Source organism: Bradyrhizobium ontarionense (genome assembly GCF_021088345.1).
In the GTDB taxonomy this organism is placed as follows: Bacteria; Pseudomonadota; Alphaproteobacteria; order Rhizobiales; family Xanthobacteraceae; genus Bradyrhizobium; species Bradyrhizobium ontarionense.
This window is the reverse complement of sequence record NZ_CP088156.1, coordinates 4,858,268-4,874,977: the sequence shown is the minus strand read 5'-3', so window position 1 is coordinate 4,874,977 and position 16,710 is coordinate 4,858,268. Positions and strand designations below refer to the sequence as shown.

Sequence of the window (16,710 nt, the reverse complement as noted above, 5' to 3'; positions counted from 1 at the left end):
AGCGCGCGGACGGTCAAGCCGTGTGGTCCTGGCGCCCCGATGCTGGCGCCAAGCTCGTGACGACGTTCGTGCGTCGTCGCGGGTGACGGGGGCCAAGCCCGGTCCCCGGGGAGAGCGCGGAGCAGCCGTTAAGACCATCGCGCGGGGAAGGCCGGGATGTCTCAGCCGAACCTGTGGTGACTGCCGCCTGCTTATTCTTGTGCAGGCGGGCCATGGGGGCGGCAGGCTCCCGGCCTTCCCTGCGCCCTCCCACGTCGAGAGCGCGAATGAATCGCAAAGCCCGGGCGCGACACGCGCCGCGTGAACGATTGCGGCTGTCTCGTTTTCGTTCGGTTGCTGGAGCGCTCCTCGCGCCGACTGACCAGAGCGGAGGACCTCGCCGAGCGGCCTTGACTCCGCCCAACCCGGCTGGCCTAGAGAGGCGCGAAACCCTAACGAGGATGGTACCAGGTGGCAGAGTTGGACGACCCGGCCCGGCAGGACGAGCACGAGCGGCCGCAGGCCGCGGCGATGGCGGCGCCTGCGCCAAAGGCGCTGTCGCCGCGCAAGGCCGCCATCCTCGACCACGCCAACCGCTTTGCCGATGAACGCGCCGGCTGGCGCGACAAGGCGGCGTTCTTCCATGGCGAGGACGCGTGCTATCTCCGCTTCCTGATTCCTCCGGGCAGCCGGGTGCTGGAGATCGGCTGCGGTCTCGGCGACACCTTGGCGGCGCTGGCGCCGTCCTACGGCGTCGGCATCGATTTCAGCGACAAGCAGATCGCGATCGCCCGCACCCGCCACCCGGGACTCACCTTCATCGCCGGCGATGCCGAGGATCCGGCCACGCTTGCGGCCGTCACCGGTCCGTTCGACGTCATCCTGGTGCTGGACACCATCGGCTCGCTCGACGACTGCCAGCAGTTCATCGAACAGCTGCATCCGCTGTGCACGCGCGAGACCCGGCTCGTCATCGGCTACTTCTCGCACCTCTGGTATCCGCTGCTGAAGGCGGCGGAGGCGATGGGCCTGCGCATGCCGCAGCCGGAGCAGAACGTGCTGTCACCGGCGGACCTGCGCAATCTCGCGCAGCTCGCGGATTTCGACCCGGTGAAATCCGAGCAGCGCGTGCTGTCGCCGCTGCGGCTGTACGGCCTCGGCCGCTTCGCCAACCGCTTCCTCAGCGTGCTGCCGGGCTTGCGCGCGCTGTCGCTGCGGCATTATCTGGTGGCGCGCTCGATGCGCTGCGTGACCGACGATGTCCGCTCGGCGACGGTCGTCGTGCCCGCGCGCAATGAGCGCGGCAACATCGAGCCTGCGGTGCAGCGCATCGCCGCGTTCTGTCCTGACATCGAGCTCATCTTCATCGAGGGCCACAGCAGGGACGGCACCTATGAGGAGATGGAGCGGGTGCGCCAGGCGTTCCCCGATCACGACATCAAGCTGATGCGCCAGCCCGGCAAGGGCAAGGCCGACGCGGTGTTCACGGCGTTCGATGCCGCGCGCGGCGACGTGCTGATGATCCTCGATGCCGACCTCACCATGCCGCCGGAGCAGCTGCCGAAATTCTTCGAGGCGCTGCGCTCCGGCAAGGGCGAGTTCATCAACGGCTCGCGGCTGGTTTATCCGATGGACGAGGGCGCGATGCGCTTCCTCAATCTCATCGCCAACAAGACGTTCTCCTATCTGTTCTCGTGGCTGTTGAATCAGCGCTACACCGACACCTTGTGCGGCACCAAGGTGCTGCGCCGCAGCGACTATCAGCGGCTCAAGGCCGGCAAGGCCTATTTCGGCGATTTCGATCCGTTCGGCGATTTCGATCTGATCTTCGGCGCCTCCAAGCTGAACCTGAAGACGATCGACCTGCCGATCCGCTATGCCGCGCGCAGCTACGGCGAGACCCAGATCTCGCGCTTCCGCCACGGCTGGATGCTGCTCAAGATGGTCGTGTTCGCCTTCTTCAAGATCAAGGCGATCTGAGATGGTTGAGGTCTGCGCCTGCGGGCCAGCCGCGACGGAGCATGAAGCGGTTGCAACTGTTTCCACATCGTCATGGCCGGGCTTGACCCGGCCATCCACGTCTTCCTGCGCCGAAAGGAGCAGACGTGGATGCGCGGGCCTCCGCCGCGCCGAAGCGGCTTCGGCCGCGCAGGCGGGACAAGCCCGCGCATGACGGCGACAATGGTCACAGGAGCATCGGCTCCGTCCCGTGACGCGCTCGACCGTCTCGCGCGCTTCGGTTGGCGCGGCGGCGTCGCCGTGGCGCTGCTGCTGTCGCTCGTCTCGTTCTTCCTCGTCGGCTATTTCACCGCGTATTGGCGCAACGCCGACATGGACTTCATGGTGATCTACAACGCGCTCGCCATGAACGATGGCGGCGCGCAGGTGTTCTTCGATCACCCGGCCTATCTCACCATCCTCTCGGTCAAGTCCTGGTTCGCCTCGCTGCACCGTCTCGGCCTGCTCGACGCCTGGACCTTGTCGGCGATCCCCTCGCCGGCGGATCGCGCCGGCTTCGACGCGGCGATGACCAGTGCCGTCCATGCCGGCCGTATCGCCGCATTGCTTACGGCCAGCGCCATCATTCTCTCTTTCGCCTGTCTGGCACGCCGGCTGGTGTCGGATTGGCGCATCGCCATTCTCGCCGTCACCGCTTTCGCCTTCTCCGGCGGCGTGCAGATGCACCTGCGGATCCTGCGCAGCGAGATGATCGCGGCGTCGTTCTGCATTCTTGCCTTGATGATCCTGATCATCGTGGCGCGCCGCGCCGGCCCCTGGCGTCCTGCTGCGGTCGGGCTTGCAGCCGCGCTCTGCGTGCTCGGCCTGGAGAACAAGGTGCATGCGATCCTGCTGATCGCAGCGATCCCTGTGCTGACGCTGCCGTTCGGCAACGCGGCGAGCGCAAGCATGCCGTTCTGGCGGACGTCGCGTGCGTGGGCGGCCGTGCTGATCGCGGCGATGGCCGCGCTGGCCTCTGCGATGACCGCGTGGCCGCTGGTCGCCGCCGGATTCGATCCGGCCAACGCAACCGCCGCCGGCCTCAAGCCGCTGCTGCTCGGCCGCTTCGGCGTCTATCAGCTGGCGCTGCTCGGCGTCATCGCTGCCGGCATGATCGGCTTTGCGCGGCTGTGGCGCGTGAGCGCAGCCGAAACCACGGCCGCGATGCTGGCGGTGGTCGCAGGCGCAGGCCTCGGCCTGCTCGCGCTGGATCTGAGCTACGACATCAACGACGTCGTCGTCGTGCTCAATCCGCTGGAGAAGATGATCACCTATGTCGATGCGCCGGAAGCCGCAGGCAGCGTCACAGGAGCGATCGGCCTGTTGCTGTCCGGCGTGCTCGGCGTCGTCAGGCGCTACACTTTCGTGCTGCAATCGTCGGCCCGGCCGGCGGTGTTCCTGACGTGGCTGATCATTCCCGGCATCGTGATGGCCTGGCGCCGTGGCGACCGGCAGGCCGCGCTGCAGGCAACGCTGCTGATGTTGGCCGCTGTCGGCATCGATACGCTCGGCGTCCGCCGCGGCCTGAAGGTCGAGTATTTCGTCTTCACCGATCCGCTGATCATCCTCGCCGGCATGGTCCTGCTCGATCGGCTGTCGGACCTGCGCTTCTCCCGTTTGGCCTATCCGATCGGCGCCGCGCTGCTCGTGCTCCATGTCGGCATCAGCCAGGCCGAGCCGGTCAAGATGGCGCTCAAGCGCAAGGGTCCCGAGGACGTCTGCGCGTGGAACGGCTACTACATGCCACTGATGGCGCTGCCCTGGTGCGCGCCGTCGAACAATGTGCCGAGGACGTGATCGTGAGCAGGCGCAGTCGTTACGACTGCGCTGATCGCGCCCTGCGGCGGAGTGGTTTCACCGGCGCGAAGATGTCCGCGAGATCCTCGCCGCCGGAGTCTGAAGCCTCGTCGAGCCGCAGCCGGCCCTCGACATGCAGGAAATGCTCGCGCGACACCGCGATCGCGCGCATCACGTCACGCTCGCGCAGCGCGGCGACGATCGCGCCGTGCTCGTCGACGGCGCAGATCGACTGCGCCGCCGGCTCGTACACCGACACCATCACCGAGGAGCGGCTGAGCAGGTCTCCGAGCATGCGCGACAATTCCGGATTGCCAATGGAGTCGACGAGATGGACATGGAAGGCGCCGGAGAGCCGCACCGAAGCGGCGCGATCGCCGCGCCGCGCCGCCGCGCGCTCCTCCTCGAGATGCGCGTCGAGCCGCGCGAGCAAACGATCGTCGATCCGCAGTACCAGCTGGCTCAGCACGCCGGCCTCGAGCACGCGATGCGCCTCGTAGACGCTTCTGACGTCATCGAGCGTCGGCTGCGGCACCCGTGCGCCGCGGTTCGGGATCATCTCCAGCCGCCGCTCGGCGCCGAGCCGGTGCAGCACTTTGCGGATGCGCTCGCGCGACACGCCGAAGATGGCAGCCAGCGGCGTCTCGGCGAGCTTGGTGCCGGCCCTCAGCTTACCCTCGAGCAGCGCGCGCAGAATGGCCTGATACACCGCCTCGTCCTCGGCGGGATTGGCCTTCCCGATTCGCTGCGCTCGCATCGCCATGGCGCTGTAGCTAGGCCCAAAGGCGCGGCACGTCACCTCCAAAAAATGTGCACATTCTGCCCCGCCCGGGTCAGTGGGCCGGCAACGAAATTTGCTCAATCAATTGATCCCACGACAAAATATAAAAATGTGCACATTTGGCACGGCGCTTGCTGAGCATCTCCCGTACCTCTCGCGACAGCTCACACGGGATCCTCTCATGCATGCCTTCTCCCGACGCAGCCTCCTGAAGACCGGTGCGGCGTTCGCTGCCACCTTCGCCGCGCCCGCGCTGGTGCGCGCCGCTCCGAAAGAGATCGTGATCGGCGGTCCCGCCGGTGCCGCGAAATATTTCAACGCCGACCTGTTTCCGGTGCTGGAGAAGAAGCTCGACTGCAAGGTGCTCTATGAAGGAACGAACTCGCTGACCAACCTGCAGAAGATGCAGGCCGACAAAGCGAGCCCCAAGATCTCGGTCGTGATCATGGACGATCCGGTGATGCTGCCGGCCGCGGCCGAGGGCCTGATCACCAAGATGTCGTCGTCGGCGATTCCCAATCTCGGCAAGCTGGTCGACGGCGCCGTGCACCAGGACGGGCTGTGGGCCAACTACCAGAAGCCGTGGGCCGGCATCGCCTATTCCACCAAGCGCATGAAGACGCCGCCCGCCAGCTGGGCGGATCTTTGGGACACGAAATACGAGTCCAAGATCATCGTGCCGTCGCTGTCGAATACCGAAGGCTTCTGGGCGCTGCTGGCGGCCGCGCATCTCGAGACCGGCAAGCCCTACAAGGAGGCGCAATACGAGATCGACGTCGCCTTCAAGAAGGTGAAGAGCCTGAAGGCCAATCTCCTGAACGTCTATACCAACGCGCCGCAGGCCATCAATCTCTTGGAGCAGGGTGAGGCCTGGATGATCGGCGGCCAGTTCTCGGCCTACACGCTGATCCGCAAGGCCGACGGCTCGCCGGTCGATCTCGCGATCCCGGCGGACGGCGGCTTCGCGATGCCGTCGGGCATCGCCAAGGTGGCTGGCGGACCGGCCGGCGATCTCGCCGACGCCGTGATCGAGTTCTTCCTCAGCCCGGAAGCGCAGACCATCCTCGCCGAGAAGGCCTTCGTCGCACCGACCAACCAGGCGACGCCGCGCCCGGCCGGCTTCCCGGATCCGGCGGCGCTGTTCGCGCCGGACTGGGCCTTCGTCGCCAAGAACCGCGCCGGCTGGGTCGATCGCTGGAGCAAGGAGATGACATGAGCGCCGCGCCGCATCTCGTCATCAGCGCAGTCTCCAAACGCTTTGGCGCGGCGACCGTGCTCGATCGCGTCGACCTCACCATCCACCGTGGTGAGCTGGTCACCTTGCTCGGTCCCTCCGGCTGCGGCAAGACCACCTTGCTGCGCGCCATCGCCGGCCTGGCGCCGCCCGACGCCGGCACGATCGCGCTCGCTGGCCGTGACGTCACCCATGTGCCGCCGCACCGGCGCAATGTCGGCGTCGTGTTCCAGAGCTACGCGCTGTTTCCGCACCTTACCGTCGCCGGCAACGTCGCCTTCGGGCTGAAGGTGCGCGGCGCGCCGAAAGCCGAGATCGACCGCGCGGTGGCGCGGGCGCTGTCGCTGGTCAAGCTCGGCCATCTCGGCGGCCGCCGCATCTCTGCGCTGTCGGGCGGCCAGCAGCAGCGCGTGGCGCTGGCGCGCGCGATCGCGGTCGAGCCGGACGTGCTGCTGTTCGACGAGGCGCTGTCGGCGCTCGATCGCAAGCTGCGCGAGGAGATGCAGGTCGAGCTGCGCCGGCTGCTGCAGGACGTCAAGGCGACCGCGATCTTCGTCACGCATGACCAGGACGAGGCGCTGACGATGTCGGACCGCGTCGCCGTCATGAACAAGGGCCGTATCGAGCAGCTCGCCGAGCCGCGCGAGCTCTATGCGCGCCCTGCAAGCCTGTTCGCGCTCAACTTCGTCGGGCTGTCGACGCGCATCGCCGGCCAGGTGGTCGGGGTGAACGGCGGTACGGTCGAGGTGGTGACGCCGGTCGGGCGCTTGTCCGCGCGCGGCGTATTCCAGCCCGGCGCCTCGGTGATCGTGGCGACGCGGCCGGAGCAGCTGCGCCTAGGCGCTGCGGACGGCGGAAACTCCGCGGCCGGTCGTGTCCGCTCGGTCGTGTTCCAGGGCTCGCGGACCCTCGTCGATGTCGACGCCGGCGCAGGCGCGAGCCTGCTCGCCGAGCTGTCGGGCCGCGAGGCCGCCGTGCCTGAAGTCCATGACGAGGTCCGCTTCGCCTGGCCGGTGTCCGAGACGTTCGCCTTTGCCGCCGAGGCCTCGATATGACCGACGCCGCATTGCCAGCGCCAGTCACGGGGCCTGCACGGGATCGCGAGCGCATCGCCGCGTTCGGCTTCATCGCACCTTCCGTGCTGATCGTTGCGCTGGTGTTCGTGCTGCCGCTCGCGCTGCTGCTCGGCGTCAGCGTGCTTGACGCCAGGGGCGACATCACATCAGCGCACTACACGCGGCTGCTCGGCACGCCGTATTATCTCGGCGTCATCTGGAATTCGCTGCGGCTTGGCCTGCTGACCACCTTGATCGCCTTTCTCGTGTCCTACCCGGCCGCGTTTGCGCTGGCGCGCGCGCGCGGCGCGCTGCGCTCGATCCTGCTCGCCACGCTGTTCCTGCCGCTCGCCGCCTCGGTCATCGTCAAGGCGTTCGCCTGGACCATCCTGCTGCGTAGCGACGGCCTCATCAATACCGTGCTCATCACCATCGGGATCATTGAGGATCCGATCCGGATGATCTTCACCCAGACCGCGCTGATAACAGGCGCCGTCAACATCTTCCTGCCGTTCATGGTGCTGCCGATCTACGCCGTGGTGGCGCAGCTCGACGGTCGCTATGCCGAGGCGGCGGCGACGCTCGGCGCCTCGCCAGTCGTCGTGTTCTTCCGCGTCATCCTGCCGCTGACACTGCCCGGCATCATCGCGGGCGTCGCGCTGGTGTTCTCGCTGTCGGTGTCGGCCTATGTGGTGCCGACGCTTCTGATCGGCGAGAAATACCCGACGCTTGCCACCACCATCGCCAAGGCGTACCTGCTGGCACGCGAGCCCGGCTTCGGCGCCGCCGCCGGCGTTGTGCTGCTGGCGATTGCGGTCATCGTGGTCGCGCTCAGTGCGCGGCTGTCGCGGGAGCCGACCTGATGACACGGCTTGCCATCTTCATCTGCTGGGTGCTCGCGATCGCTCTCGCGCTGTTCCTGCTGCTGCCGCTGGTGGTGATCGCGGCCGCCTCGTTCTCGTCGACGCCGGTGTTCGACCTGCCGCTGTCGGGCGCGTCGCTGCGTTGGTACGGCCGCATCGGACGGCTCGACGGCTTCTGGCCGTCGTTGTCTCTGTCGCTTCAGATCGCATTGTTGTCGACCGCGCTGTCGCTGGTCGCCGGCACGCTCGCCGCCATCGCCATCGCGCGCGGCAGACTGCCGGGCGCCACCGCCATCGGCACGCTTCTCGTCTCGCCCTTGATGATGCCCGGCCTCGTGCTCGGCATCGCGCTCCTGCAATATTTCCGCATGATCGGCTTCACCGCGACCTGGAGCGCGCTGCTGGTGGCGCATCTCGTGGTGACCTTGCCCTATGTCGCACGCACCATGATCGCGGGCCTGTCACGCTTCGACTTCACCTTGATCGAGGCCGCGCGCACGCTCGGCTGCAGCTATGCCGGCAGCGTACTGCGCGTGATGGTGCCGGCGCTGGCGCCGTCGTTCCTGATCGCGGGCCTGTTCAGCCTGCTCGCCTCGTTCGACAATTATCCCGTCTCGATCTTCCTCACCGATGTCCACTCCAAGACGCTGCCAATCCGCATGCTGCAATATATCGAGGAGGCGCCCGATCCGACGCTCGCCGCGCTCTCCACCCTCATTCTCGCCGGCACGCTGGTGCTGCTGCTGATCAGCGATCGCCTCGTCGGCCTGCATCGCATGGCCGGAACCGCGGATTGACGCCATGAGCTCTCAGCTGCCCTTTCGCCGCGATCTCACCGGCTACGCCGGTAAGCCGCCGCATCCGCATTGGCCGAACGGTGCCCGCGTCGCGGTGTCGCTGGTGGTGAATTTCGAGGAGGGTTCGGAATTCTCGATCTCCGACGGCGACGCCGGCAACGAGGCGATCTACGAGGTCGTGCACCGGCTCGACGGGCCCGACCCGTGCATCGACAGCCATTTCGAGTACGGCACGCGCGCGGCGTGGTGGCGCATCATGGACCTGTTCGACGCGCATCGCGTCAATGTCACGGTCAGCGCCTGCGGCCGCGCCGTCGAGCGCTCGCCGGAGCTGGCGCGCGACGCCGTCGCCCGGGGCCACGAGGTGGCGGCGCATGGCTGGCGCTGGCAGAGCCATGCCGGCATAAGCGAGCCCGAGGAGCGCCGGGTGATTGCGCGCACGGTCGAGACCATTCGCCGCATTACCGGCAAGCCGCCGCTCGGCTGGCACACCCGCTCGGCGGCCTCGCCGAACACGCGCCGGCTGCTGGTCGAGGAGGGCGGCTTCCTCTACGACAGCGACGCCTACAACGACGATCTGCCGTATTACGTCGATGTCGGCGGGCGGCCGCATCTCGTGCTGCCCTATGCCTTCGACAGCAACGACATGCAGTTCTACAACGGCTCGCGCTTCCGCGGCGCCGACTTCGCCGACTACGTCATCGATGCCTTCGACTGGCTGGTGCGGGAAGGCGAGACGGCGCCGAAGATGCTGTCGGTCGGGCTGCACCTGCGCATGATCGGCCGCCCCGGCCGCATCGGCGCGCTCGACCGCATCCTGTCGCACATCACCGGTAGCGGTGCGGCCTGGATCGCGCCGCGCGCCGAGATCGCCCGGCACTGGCTGGCGACGGTGCCGCCGGCTGGCGCGACCTGACGGACTGGCGCAGGCCACCCCGGCCGCCTACATCTCCGCCATGGTCACCCCCGCCGCGTTAAAATCCTTCATCGCCGGCCACCACCGGATCGTTGTGCTGACCGGTGCCGGCTGCAGCACCAATTCCGGCATTCCGGACTATCGCGACACCGACGGGCAGTGGAAGCGCACGCCGCCGGTCACCTACCAGGCCTTCATGGGCAGTGAAGAGACGCGCCGGCGCTACTGGGCGCGCAGCATGGTCGGCTGGCGGCGCTTCGGCCGCGCCCAGCCGAACGGCGCGCACCATGCGCTGGCGCGGCTGGAGGGGCAGGGCCGCTGCGCGCTGTTGGTGACGCAGAATGTCGACCGGCTGCACCAGGCCGCCGGCACCAGCAACGTCATCGATCTGCACGGCCGGCTCGATCGCGTCCGCTGCATGGGCTGCGGCGCGACGCTTTCGCGGGCCGAGTTCCAGGATGAGCTGGCTTGCGCCAATCCGCACTGGCTCGCGCACGATGCCGCCGACGCGCCGGATGGCGACGCCGATCTCGAGGGGGTCGATTTCACGCGCTTTGTCGTGCCGGCCTGCCGCGCCTGCGGCGGCATTCTCAAGCCGGACGTCGTGTTCTTCGGCGAGACCGTGCCGCGCGACATCGTCGCGTCAGCACGTGAGCACGTCGATCATGCCGACGCGATGCTCGTGGTCGGCACCTCGCTGATGGTCTATTCCGGCTTCCGCTTCGTCCGCGCCGCCGCCGACCGCGGCATTCCGATCGCAGCCGTCAATCTCGGCCGCACCCGCGCCGATGATCTGCTTTCGCTGAAGGTCGAGGCGCCCTGCGACGAGGCGCTGGCGTTTCTGCTCCAGGAATAGGCGCGACAAACGACCCTGTGGGTCGCGACCGTCTCGCGGCTTGTTCGGTGCACCTCGCCCCGCTCTTGTCCGCCGTAGCTCGCAGAGCGAAGGCGGATGCGGGAAGAGGTCGGATTGCATCGAAGATGCAATCCGGGTGAGGGGGTACAGGTCCCTCCGCTTACACTTCCTCTTCCCGTGCGTCTGCCCCTCACCCCGACCCTCGCAGCGCGAGCGAAGCTCGTCGCGGCCCCGTGAAGAACGGGGAGAGGGAGCGCACCATTATCGCGGCGAGAGGTCGACTCTCATACTCAAACAAATAGAGCCGCTATCCGTACGAGCGGCGTCCCGCCTCACCGCGACTGCGGCTTCTCGCGATTGTCGATGCGGTCGGTGTTGTTGACCTGCTCGCTCTCGGGCTTGCCCACCTCGACCGTCTTGCCGGCCTGGTTGCCTGGATTGTAGTGGAACTTGCCTTCGTGCTTCTCGCCCGGCTGCTTCTGATCGGGAGTGACGTTGTCGGCCATGGAATTCTCCTGTGCTTTGCCGGACAACGTTACGGGCGTGATGCTTGTTCCGCGGCCGTACGCCGCGGTCCGCCGCCCATGCTGCTTGACCGCAATGTGCGCACCATCACGGAAGCTGCGTGTCCTGATCGTCATGATCCCGCTATCGGCTGCACGGGCAGCTCGAGGAACACGGGACACGGTCATGACTTCCAGCATCCGTCTTTTCGCTGCCGCGGCCATCGTCGCGACCGCAGGCCTGCTTGCGTCAGCATCGACCTCGCCGGCCTCGGCCGGCTGGGACTGGCTCGGCAACAAGAACTACGTCAATTGCCTGCAGCTGTTCGCGAGCGGCGACTTCCTGATGCCGGCGAACGCCAGCCGGGCGCAGCGTGCGGCGAGGCACGAAGCCGGCCGCCGCTACTGCAATCGCCAGTACTACGGCCACGACTAAGGACGTGCTTGGATCATGTCCGGGTGGCGCTGCGGCGGCGGTCTTACCTCTCCCGAAGGGAGAGGTCGACTGAGATTGCCGCTGCCGGCTCGTTCTACAATACGCACTACGGGCGGCCTCACGCCCCCGTCACGCGCCAGATGCAGTTGCCGACGTCGTCGGCGACCAGCAGCGAGCCGTCCGGGCCGAGCGTGACGCCCACGGGACGGCCATAGGAGAAGCTCTCGTCGGGTGCCAGGAAGCCCGAGAGAATGTCGCGCGCCGGGCCCGACGGCTTGCCGTTCTCGAACGGAATGAACACGACCTTGTAGCCTGACAGCTTGCTGCGGTTCCACGAGCCGTGCTGGCCGATCACCATGCCCTGCGGGAAGCCGGGCAGGGTGCCCGCCGGCAGCCAGCACAGGCCGAGCGAGGCGGTGTGGCCGCCGAGCGCGTAGTCCGGCGTCAGCGCGGTCGCGACCAGGCTGGCATCCTGCGGCACGCGGTCATCGACCGTCTTGCCCCAGTAGCAATAGGGCCAGCCATAGAAGCCGCCTTCGCGTACCGAGGTCAGGTAGTCCGGCGGCGTCTCGTCGCCGAGCCCGTCGCGCTCGTTGACGACTGTCCACAGCACGCGCGTCTCAGGCTCGAAGGCGACGCCCACCGCGTTGCGCAGCCCCGAGGCGAAGATGCGGCTGACGCCGCTCGCGATGTCCAGCTCATAGATGCAGGCGCGGCCTTCCTCGACCTCGAAGCCGAGCTCGGCAATGTTGGTGAGCGAACCCACGCCGGCATAGAGCTTGGTGCCGTCGGGGCTGACCAGCAGGCTGCGTGTCCAATGCCCGGCCGGCTTGAACGTGGTGAGCCTTTTGCCCTGCGCGGTGATGCGCTCGGCACCATCCGTGTAGGGGAAGGCGACGATCCCATCGGTGTTGCCGACATAGAAGGTGTCGCCGACCAGCGCCATGCCGAACGGCTGGCTGAGATTCTCCATGAACGCATTGCGGCGCTCGGCGGTGCCGTCGCCGTCCGCATCGACCAGCCGGGTGATGCGGTTGGCGCTGACGCCGAGGGCTGCTGCGCGGCGCATCGTCGCCTGCATCGCATAGCCGAACATGTTGCGCACCGGGCTCGGGATCTGCGTCGCCTCGGCGATCAGCACCGACTTGTCCGGCATCACGTAGATCCAGCGCGGATGATCGAGCCCGGTGGCAAACGCGTTGACCTTCAGGCCCGGCGCGGCCACCGGCCGCTCGCCATCGCGCCAGCCACGCGCCGTCGGCATCTTCAGGGTCGGCAGCAGGCCCTGCGGCTTGGCGACTGGAATCTGCGGCTGCGCGCCCCAGGCCGGCTGCGGCGTCTCGCCCTGCAGCTTGCGCCACTGCAGCGCCGCATTGCCAACCAGCGCGACACCGCGCGCGACGATGGAGGAGAGGGTTGTCATGGGAGTCCTGTGGGGGCTTGGCAAAAGGAGATGGGGTGCGTGCGGGACCATCGCGGGATGGCGGGAAAGGCCAATCCGTTATGATCTACCACGCCCACCGTGACAACTGCGTGGGCCGCGCATGGGGGCTGCGAAACCGGGACTCGCGTCAGTCTGCTTGCTATCCATCGGTCCAGGGATTGAAGAGGCGCGTGCCGGCGGCGACGAAGTCCTTCATGTTGCGCGTGACCAACGTCAGGTCATGCACGACAGCCGTGGCAGAAGAAGCCATGCATCTCGCCGGGGAGAGGTGAACCGCCCGTCGTGAACCGGATCAGCCGAGTCTCATCACGGTCCGGCGGCAACGCCGGCTATTTCGGTGCCTGCAGCACGATGCCGTAGCGGCTGTAGATGCGCTCGACGGTGCCGTCGGCGCGCAAGCGTGCCAGCGATGCCTCGACCGCCTCGCGCAGCGCCTCGTCGGGGCGGACCATGCCGATGGCAACGTTCCAGGTGAGGCTCGCCTCGCTGTCGTCGGGCGCGACGAGACGGACCGCCTTGTCCGGATGGGTCTGGTTGTAATAGGCGGCGTTGGCTGGCGTCACCGCCGCGGCATCGATCTCGTGATTGGCCAGCGCGTCCAGGCTGTCGATCTCGAAGCCGAAGGTCGATGTCGGCACATGACGCTGGCTGATCAGCATCGCCGCGACCGACCCGACCTGTACGCCGACCTTGGTTGTCCGGTCGAGGCCGGCGAAGGAGGTGAGCTTGCTCGCCGCCGGCACCGCCAGCGCCACCCCCGAGTGATAATACGGCCTGGTCGTCTTCAGCCGGGTCTCCCCCTGCGCCTCCGGATCGGCAATGACGTCCATGACGACATCGCATCCGGCGGCGCGGAGCTGGTACATCGTGATGATCCAGTCGAGCCGCAGCGCGACGCCGAGCTCGCGCGCCAGCGCCTGGCCCATCTCGACCTGGAAGCCGGGCGGGTCGCCGGCCTTGCTGGCGAACGGCAGCGAATTGGGGTGGGCGCAAAGGCCGAGCTGGCCGAGCGAGCGGATGGCGTCGAGCGAGCGCGCCTCGACCGGGCCGACCAGGCCAACAATGGCGGCGAGCATCGCGAGCAATCGTGTCATATCGTGCTCCCTGTCAGGATGAATCTCACTCTCGCCTACGCCTCGGAGCGGCCGGTCACGCAGGGGGGCGTCGCATCGCCTTCCGACCCAGCCGCGTCACAACCCCCGTCATTCCGGGGCAAGGCCGAGAGGCCTTGAACTATGGTGCGCAATTGCGCACCTGAGAATCTCGAGCTTGTCTTGCGTCCCTTCCTCTCCATCTCGAGATTCCGGGTTCAATCGCCAACGCGCAGCCGCTTCGCGCCTTCGCCTTGACGATTGCCCCGGAACGACGCGGAAACCCCAACCGTTCAGCTCCTTGTGCCGCAGGAGCACTAATCGGGCTTCAAGGCGCGAATGTAGACGATGATCGCGTCGATCTGCGCGTCGGTGAAGGCCTCGCCGAATGCCGGCATCGCGCCGGGCTTGCCGACCTTGATGCGGTTGCGCAGGAAGTCGTCGCTGCGTTGCGTATCCATCAGCTGCGGGCCCTTGCCGGCGACACGGCCGGCGTCGGAGTGGCACCAGCCGCAGGTCGAGGCGAACAGTTGCTGGACGTCGAGCGGCTCGGCTTGCGGCGTGGGCGCGGCAGACTGCGCAAAGGCCGGTACGGCGCAAGCCAGCGCGGCGGCGATTGTCCTCAACGCGAGTTTCGCAGGACTGCGTTTCGTCCTGGCCATCTTCATACAAGTCAACTTCGTCAAGGCAAGTCTCGTCCAATCAGGTTTCATCGAGTCAAATCTCAGCAAGCAAGCCGGTTCCGTAACGCCCCATCATGCAGGCGAAAGGCACGGGGACCGGCGTGGCCGGCCCCCGTGATATCAAACGCCTATTTCAGGCTGTAGACGATGAGCGCGCCGTCATCCCTGGGCATGCTCTTGTAGACGCCGCCGAAGGTGGGGGCATAGTCGTCGGCCGCCATGCCGCCGAAGCCGGCGGTGATGGCGATGTACTGCTTGCCGTTGACCGAGTAGCTGATGATGCCGCCCTGATGGCCGGTGCCGTCGGAGTGGTTCCACAGCTCGGTGCCGTTCTCGGCGTCATAGGCGTGAACGGTGCCGCGCGAATCCGGCACGAACACGAGATTGCCGCCGGTCGAGAGCACGCTGGCGAGCGGCGGCTCGGGGAAGCGAACCTCCCATTTCTTGGCGCCGGTGACGGGGTCGCGGGCGTCGAGATGGCCGTAGATCTCACCGCTCGGCGGCTTCGCGATCGTGAAGTTGGCGCCGATGTTGAGCTGCGCCTGCGGTGCAACCACCGGCGTCGTCTTGACGATGTCGAGCGTCATGCACCATTCCTGGCCGAGCTTGTAGTACAGGCCCGTCTTCGGATTGTAGGAGCCGGAGTTCCAGCTGACGCCGCCGGAGATGTGCGGGCAGAGCGGCTCGGCGACCTTTCCGGCCGTGAAGTCGCGACGTCCGATCAGCTCGCCGGTCTTGGGGTCGATGTTCTTGACGAAGTTGCTGTTCTCGGTGATGCGCCAGACGTTCTGCACCTTGGCTTCGCGGTCGTAGACGAAGATGTAGCCGCTCTTGTTGGGGTGCACCGTCAGCTTCTTGCCGTCGCGGTCGAGCATCAGGAATTCGCCGACCGCGCTGTCGAAGTCCCAGGCGTCGTGCGGCAGCTCCTGATGATAGAATTTCAGCTTGCCGCTGTCGACATCGAGGCCGATCACCGACGACGTATAGAGATTGTCGCCGGGGCGGGCGCCCTGCGTCTTCCAGTCGCCGCCCGACCAGTCGTAGAGCGGCGCCGGGTTGGCGGTGCCCCACCAGATCGTGCTGGTCTCAGAGTCATAGGTGCCGGGCATCCAGCCGCCACCACCGCCGGTGCGCCAGGAATCGTTGCCCCATGTCTTCTGGGCCTCCTCGGTGCCTGCGACCGTCAGGAACTCCCATTTCTTCGCGCCTGACGCTGCGTTGACGCCGAAGATCGGACCGCGGCCGGGCCATTCGCCGCCCTGCGCGCCGATCACGACGTTGCCGTTGGCGTAGAGCGGCGCGCCGGTGAAGCCGACCGTCAGCTTCTGCGAGTCGAGCAGCTTGGTTTCCCACGCGAGCTTGCCGGTCTTCATGTCGAGCGCGATCAGCCGTCCGTCCATGGTGCCGACGAACACCTTGCCCTCGCCGATCGCGACGCCGCGATTGTACGGCGAGTGGGTCTGGCGCGCGACCAGCGCTTCGTCCAGTTCCGGGAAGTACGACCAGATCACCTCGCCGGTGGCGCCGTTCAGCGCAAACACGCGGCTATAGGAGCCGCTGTAATAGAGCACGCCGTCGGCCGCCAGCGGCATCGACTGCAGGCCGCGGGTGGATCGTCCCGGAATGTGGATCCAGGCGACGCCGAGATTGGCGACGTTGCCGGCGTTGATCTGGGCGAGCGGGCTGTAGTGATAGGACTTGTAGGAGCCGTGGTAGGTCAGCCAGTCGTTCTGGCCGCCGGCTTCGATGCGCGCCGTATCCACCGTTTGCGCCAGCGCCGCCGACGCTACGAGCGTCGTGGTGATGGCGAGCGCGATCGGCGCAGCCAGCCGTTTCGGTTGCTTCATCATGGGCACTTCCTCCGCTACGTTTTTGATTGATGGCAACTGCGTTGTCGCAGTCCCCTTCGCCGGATCGTCTGCCGGCACGCACGCTTGAGGTGATGCGCCGTGTTCCGACAGGACGAATGACTTACTCAACCTAACGTCGATTTGTGTCGATGTGAATGCACGGGAGGGAAGTTCTCCCGACCACGGCAGGAACTCATCCGGTCAACGCATCGGCAGTGCAGCAAGCCGGATTGCGCCAGCACAGGCCGCGCAGCGACGCTGCGCGTGGCGGGAACCGATGAGTGCGATGCGATCGTCGGCATTTTGCCTCGCTTGCACGCGGCTTTGTGACGGCCGGTGTGCGTGAGCGATGCTTCAGTCATGCTGTCCGATTACACGCGGAAAATAAAAAATGAGACTGCGCGTAAAGGCGCCGAGCGCGGTCTTC

At 67.0% G+C, this 16,710-nt stretch carries 15 protein-coding genes; 9 read left to right on the top strand and 6 right to left on the bottom strand.

Features of this window, described 5'->3' with window-relative positions; all coding sequences use genetic code 11:
• The first annotated feature begins 510 nt into the window (after positions 1 to 510).
• Both LQG66_RS21450 and LQG66_RS21445 read left to right on the top strand, forming a co-directional pair.
• Positions 511 to 1,959 (top strand): glycosyltransferase, encoded by a 1,449-nt coding sequence (locus LQG66_RS21450; RefSeq protein ID WP_425601348.1) that lies wholly within the window; start codon positions 511 to 513, stop codon positions 1,957 to 1,959.
• A gap of 189 nt (positions 1,960 to 2,148) precedes the next feature.
• Positions 2,149 to 3,774 carry a hypothetical protein gene (locus LQG66_RS21445; protein WP_231317671.1) on the top strand — a complete coding sequence of 542 codons (1,626 nt, stop codon included), beginning with the start codon at positions 2,149 to 2,151 and terminating at the stop codon, positions 3,772 to 3,774.
• Positions 3,775 to 3,793: 19 nt separating this feature from the next.
• Here the strand turns inward: LQG66_RS21445 and LQG66_RS21440 are convergent, their stop codons facing one another.
• Positions 3,794 to 4,537 (bottom strand): GntR family transcriptional regulator, encoded by a 744-nt coding sequence (locus LQG66_RS21440; RefSeq protein WP_231317670.1) that lies wholly within the window; start codon positions 4,535 to 4,537, stop codon positions 3,794 to 3,796.
• A 199-nt stretch (positions 4,538 to 4,736) separates the two neighbouring features.
• Here LQG66_RS21440 and LQG66_RS21435 point away from each other — a divergent pair, with 199 nt between their 5' ends.
• From LQG66_RS21435 to LQG66_RS21410, 6 genes are read left to right on the top strand one after another with little or no spacing between them, the layout of a single operon-like run.
• Positions 4,737 to 5,771, top strand: a complete 1,035-nt coding sequence (locus tag LQG66_RS21435) for an extracellular solute-binding protein (RefSeq protein WP_231317669.1) — start codon at positions 4,737 to 4,739, stop codon at positions 5,769 to 5,771.
• Complete coding sequence (locus tag LQG66_RS21430; RefSeq protein ID WP_231317668.1) at positions 5,768 to 6,844, top strand: ABC transporter ATP-binding protein; 1,077 nt, start codon at positions 5,768 to 5,770, stop codon at positions 6,842 to 6,844. Before LQG66_RS21435 ends, LQG66_RS21430 begins: the two co-directional genes overlap by 4 nt.
• Positions 6,841 to 7,707, top strand: a complete 867-nt coding sequence (locus LQG66_RS21425) for an ABC transporter permease (protein ID WP_231317667.1) — start codon at positions 6,841 to 6,843, stop codon at positions 7,705 to 7,707. Before LQG66_RS21430 ends, LQG66_RS21425 begins: the two co-directional genes overlap by 4 nt.
• The gene (locus LQG66_RS21420) at positions 7,707 to 8,504 is read left to right on the top strand and encodes an ABC transporter permease (protein ID WP_231317666.1); all 798 of its coding nucleotides are present in this window, start codon (positions 7,707 to 7,709) and stop codon (positions 8,502 to 8,504) included. Before LQG66_RS21425 ends, LQG66_RS21420 begins: the two co-directional genes overlap by 1 nt.
• 4 nt (positions 8,505 to 8,508) lie before the next feature.
• Positions 8,509 to 9,420 (top strand): polysaccharide deacetylase family protein, encoded by a 912-nt coding sequence (locus LQG66_RS21415; RefSeq protein ID WP_231317665.1) that lies wholly within the window; start codon positions 8,509 to 8,511, stop codon positions 9,418 to 9,420.
• A gap of 4 nt (positions 9,421 to 9,424) precedes the next feature.
• Positions 9,425 to 10,276, top strand: a complete 852-nt coding sequence (locus LQG66_RS21410) for an NAD-dependent protein deacetylase (protein WP_256460635.1) — start codon at positions 9,425 to 9,427, stop codon at positions 10,274 to 10,276.
• 332 nt (positions 10,277 to 10,608) lie between these two features.
• Here LQG66_RS21410 and LQG66_RS21405 read toward each other — a convergent pair whose 3' ends face one another.
• Positions 10,609 to 10,782: a hypothetical protein gene (locus LQG66_RS21405; protein ID WP_231317663.1), complete on the bottom strand. Its 174-nt coding sequence runs from the start codon at positions 10,780 to 10,782 to the stop codon at positions 10,609 to 10,611.
• Positions 10,783 to 10,966: 184 nt separating this feature from the next.
• Here LQG66_RS21405 and LQG66_RS21400 point away from each other — a divergent pair, with 184 nt between their 5' ends.
• Positions 10,967 to 11,215, top strand: a complete 249-nt coding sequence (locus LQG66_RS21400) for a hypothetical protein (RefSeq protein ID WP_231317662.1) — start codon at positions 10,967 to 10,969, stop codon at positions 11,213 to 11,215.
• Positions 11,216 to 11,333: 118 nt separating this feature from the next.
• Here the strand turns inward: LQG66_RS21400 and LQG66_RS21395 are convergent, their stop codons facing one another.
• The 4 genes from LQG66_RS21395 to LQG66_RS21375 all read right to left on the bottom strand — a co-directional run bounded on the left by LQG66_RS21395 (position 11,334) and on the right by LQG66_RS21375 (position 16,283).
• Positions 11,334 to 12,638, bottom strand: a complete 1,305-nt coding sequence (locus tag LQG66_RS21395; protein ID WP_231317661.1) for a PQQ-dependent sugar dehydrogenase — start codon at positions 12,636 to 12,638, stop codon at positions 11,334 to 11,336.
• Between the two features lie 350 nt (positions 12,639 to 12,988).
• The gene (locus LQG66_RS21385; protein ID WP_231317660.1) at positions 12,989 to 13,753 is read right to left on the bottom strand and encodes a substrate-binding periplasmic protein; all 765 of its coding nucleotides are present in this window, start codon (positions 13,751 to 13,753) and stop codon (positions 12,989 to 12,991) included.
• A 314-nt stretch (positions 13,754 to 14,067) separates the two neighbouring features.
• Complete coding sequence (locus LQG66_RS21380) at positions 14,068 to 14,376, bottom strand: c-type cytochrome (protein WP_231317659.1); 309 nt, start codon at positions 14,374 to 14,376, stop codon at positions 14,068 to 14,070.
• A 185-nt stretch (positions 14,377 to 14,561) separates the two neighbouring features.
• Complete coding sequence (locus LQG66_RS21375; protein WP_231317658.1) at positions 14,562 to 16,283, bottom strand: pyrroloquinoline quinone-dependent dehydrogenase; 1,722 nt, start codon at positions 16,281 to 16,283, stop codon at positions 14,562 to 14,564.
• Positions 16,284 to 16,710: the final 427 nt, after the last annotated feature.

Excerpts from the sequence above, each read along its gene's own strand:
- LQG66_RS21375 (WP_231317658.1), bottom strand. The coding sequence starts at position 16,283 with ATGATGAAGCAACCGAAACGGCTGGCTGCGCCGATCGCGCTCGCCATC.
- LQG66_RS21430 (WP_231317668.1), top strand. The coding sequence starts at position 5,768 with ATGAGCGCCGCGCCGCATCTCGTCATCAGCGCAGTCTCCAAACGCTTT.
- LQG66_RS21405 (WP_231317663.1), bottom strand. The coding sequence starts at position 10,782 with ATGGCCGACAACGTCACTCCCGATCAGAAGCAGCCGGGCGAGAAGCAC.
- LQG66_RS21425 (WP_231317667.1), top strand. The coding sequence starts at position 6,841 with ATGACCGACGCCGCATTGCCAGCGCCAGTCACGGGGCCTGCACGGGAT.
- LQG66_RS21435 (WP_231317669.1), top strand. The coding sequence starts at position 4,737 with ATGCATGCCTTCTCCCGACGCAGCCTCCTGAAGACCGGTGCGGCGTTC.
- LQG66_RS21445 (WP_231317671.1), top strand. The coding sequence starts at position 2,149 with ATGACGGCGACAATGGTCACAGGAGCATCGGCTCCGTCCCGTGACGCG.
- LQG66_RS21395 (WP_231317661.1), bottom strand. The coding sequence starts at position 12,638 with ATGACAACCCTCTCCTCCATCGTCGCGCGCGGTGTCGCGCTGGTTGGC.
- LQG66_RS21420 (WP_231317666.1), top strand. The coding sequence starts at position 7,707 with ATGACACGGCTTGCCATCTTCATCTGCTGGGTGCTCGCGATCGCTCTC.
- LQG66_RS21385 (WP_231317660.1), bottom strand. The coding sequence starts at position 13,753 with ATGACACGATTGCTCGCGATGCTCGCCGCCATTGTTGGCCTGGTCGGC.
- LQG66_RS21450 (WP_425601348.1), top strand. The coding sequence starts at position 511 with ATGGCGGCGCCTGCGCCAAAGGCGCTGTCGCCGCGCAAGGCCGCCATC.
- LQG66_RS21415 (WP_231317665.1), top strand. The coding sequence starts at position 8,509 with ATGAGCTCTCAGCTGCCCTTTCGCCGCGATCTCACCGGCTACGCCGGT.
- LQG66_RS21440 (WP_231317670.1), bottom strand. The coding sequence starts at position 4,537 with ATGGCGATGCGAGCGCAGCGAATCGGGAAGGCCAATCCCGCCGAGGAC.
- LQG66_RS21400 (WP_231317662.1), top strand. The coding sequence starts at position 10,967 with ATGACTTCCAGCATCCGTCTTTTCGCTGCCGCGGCCATCGTCGCGACC.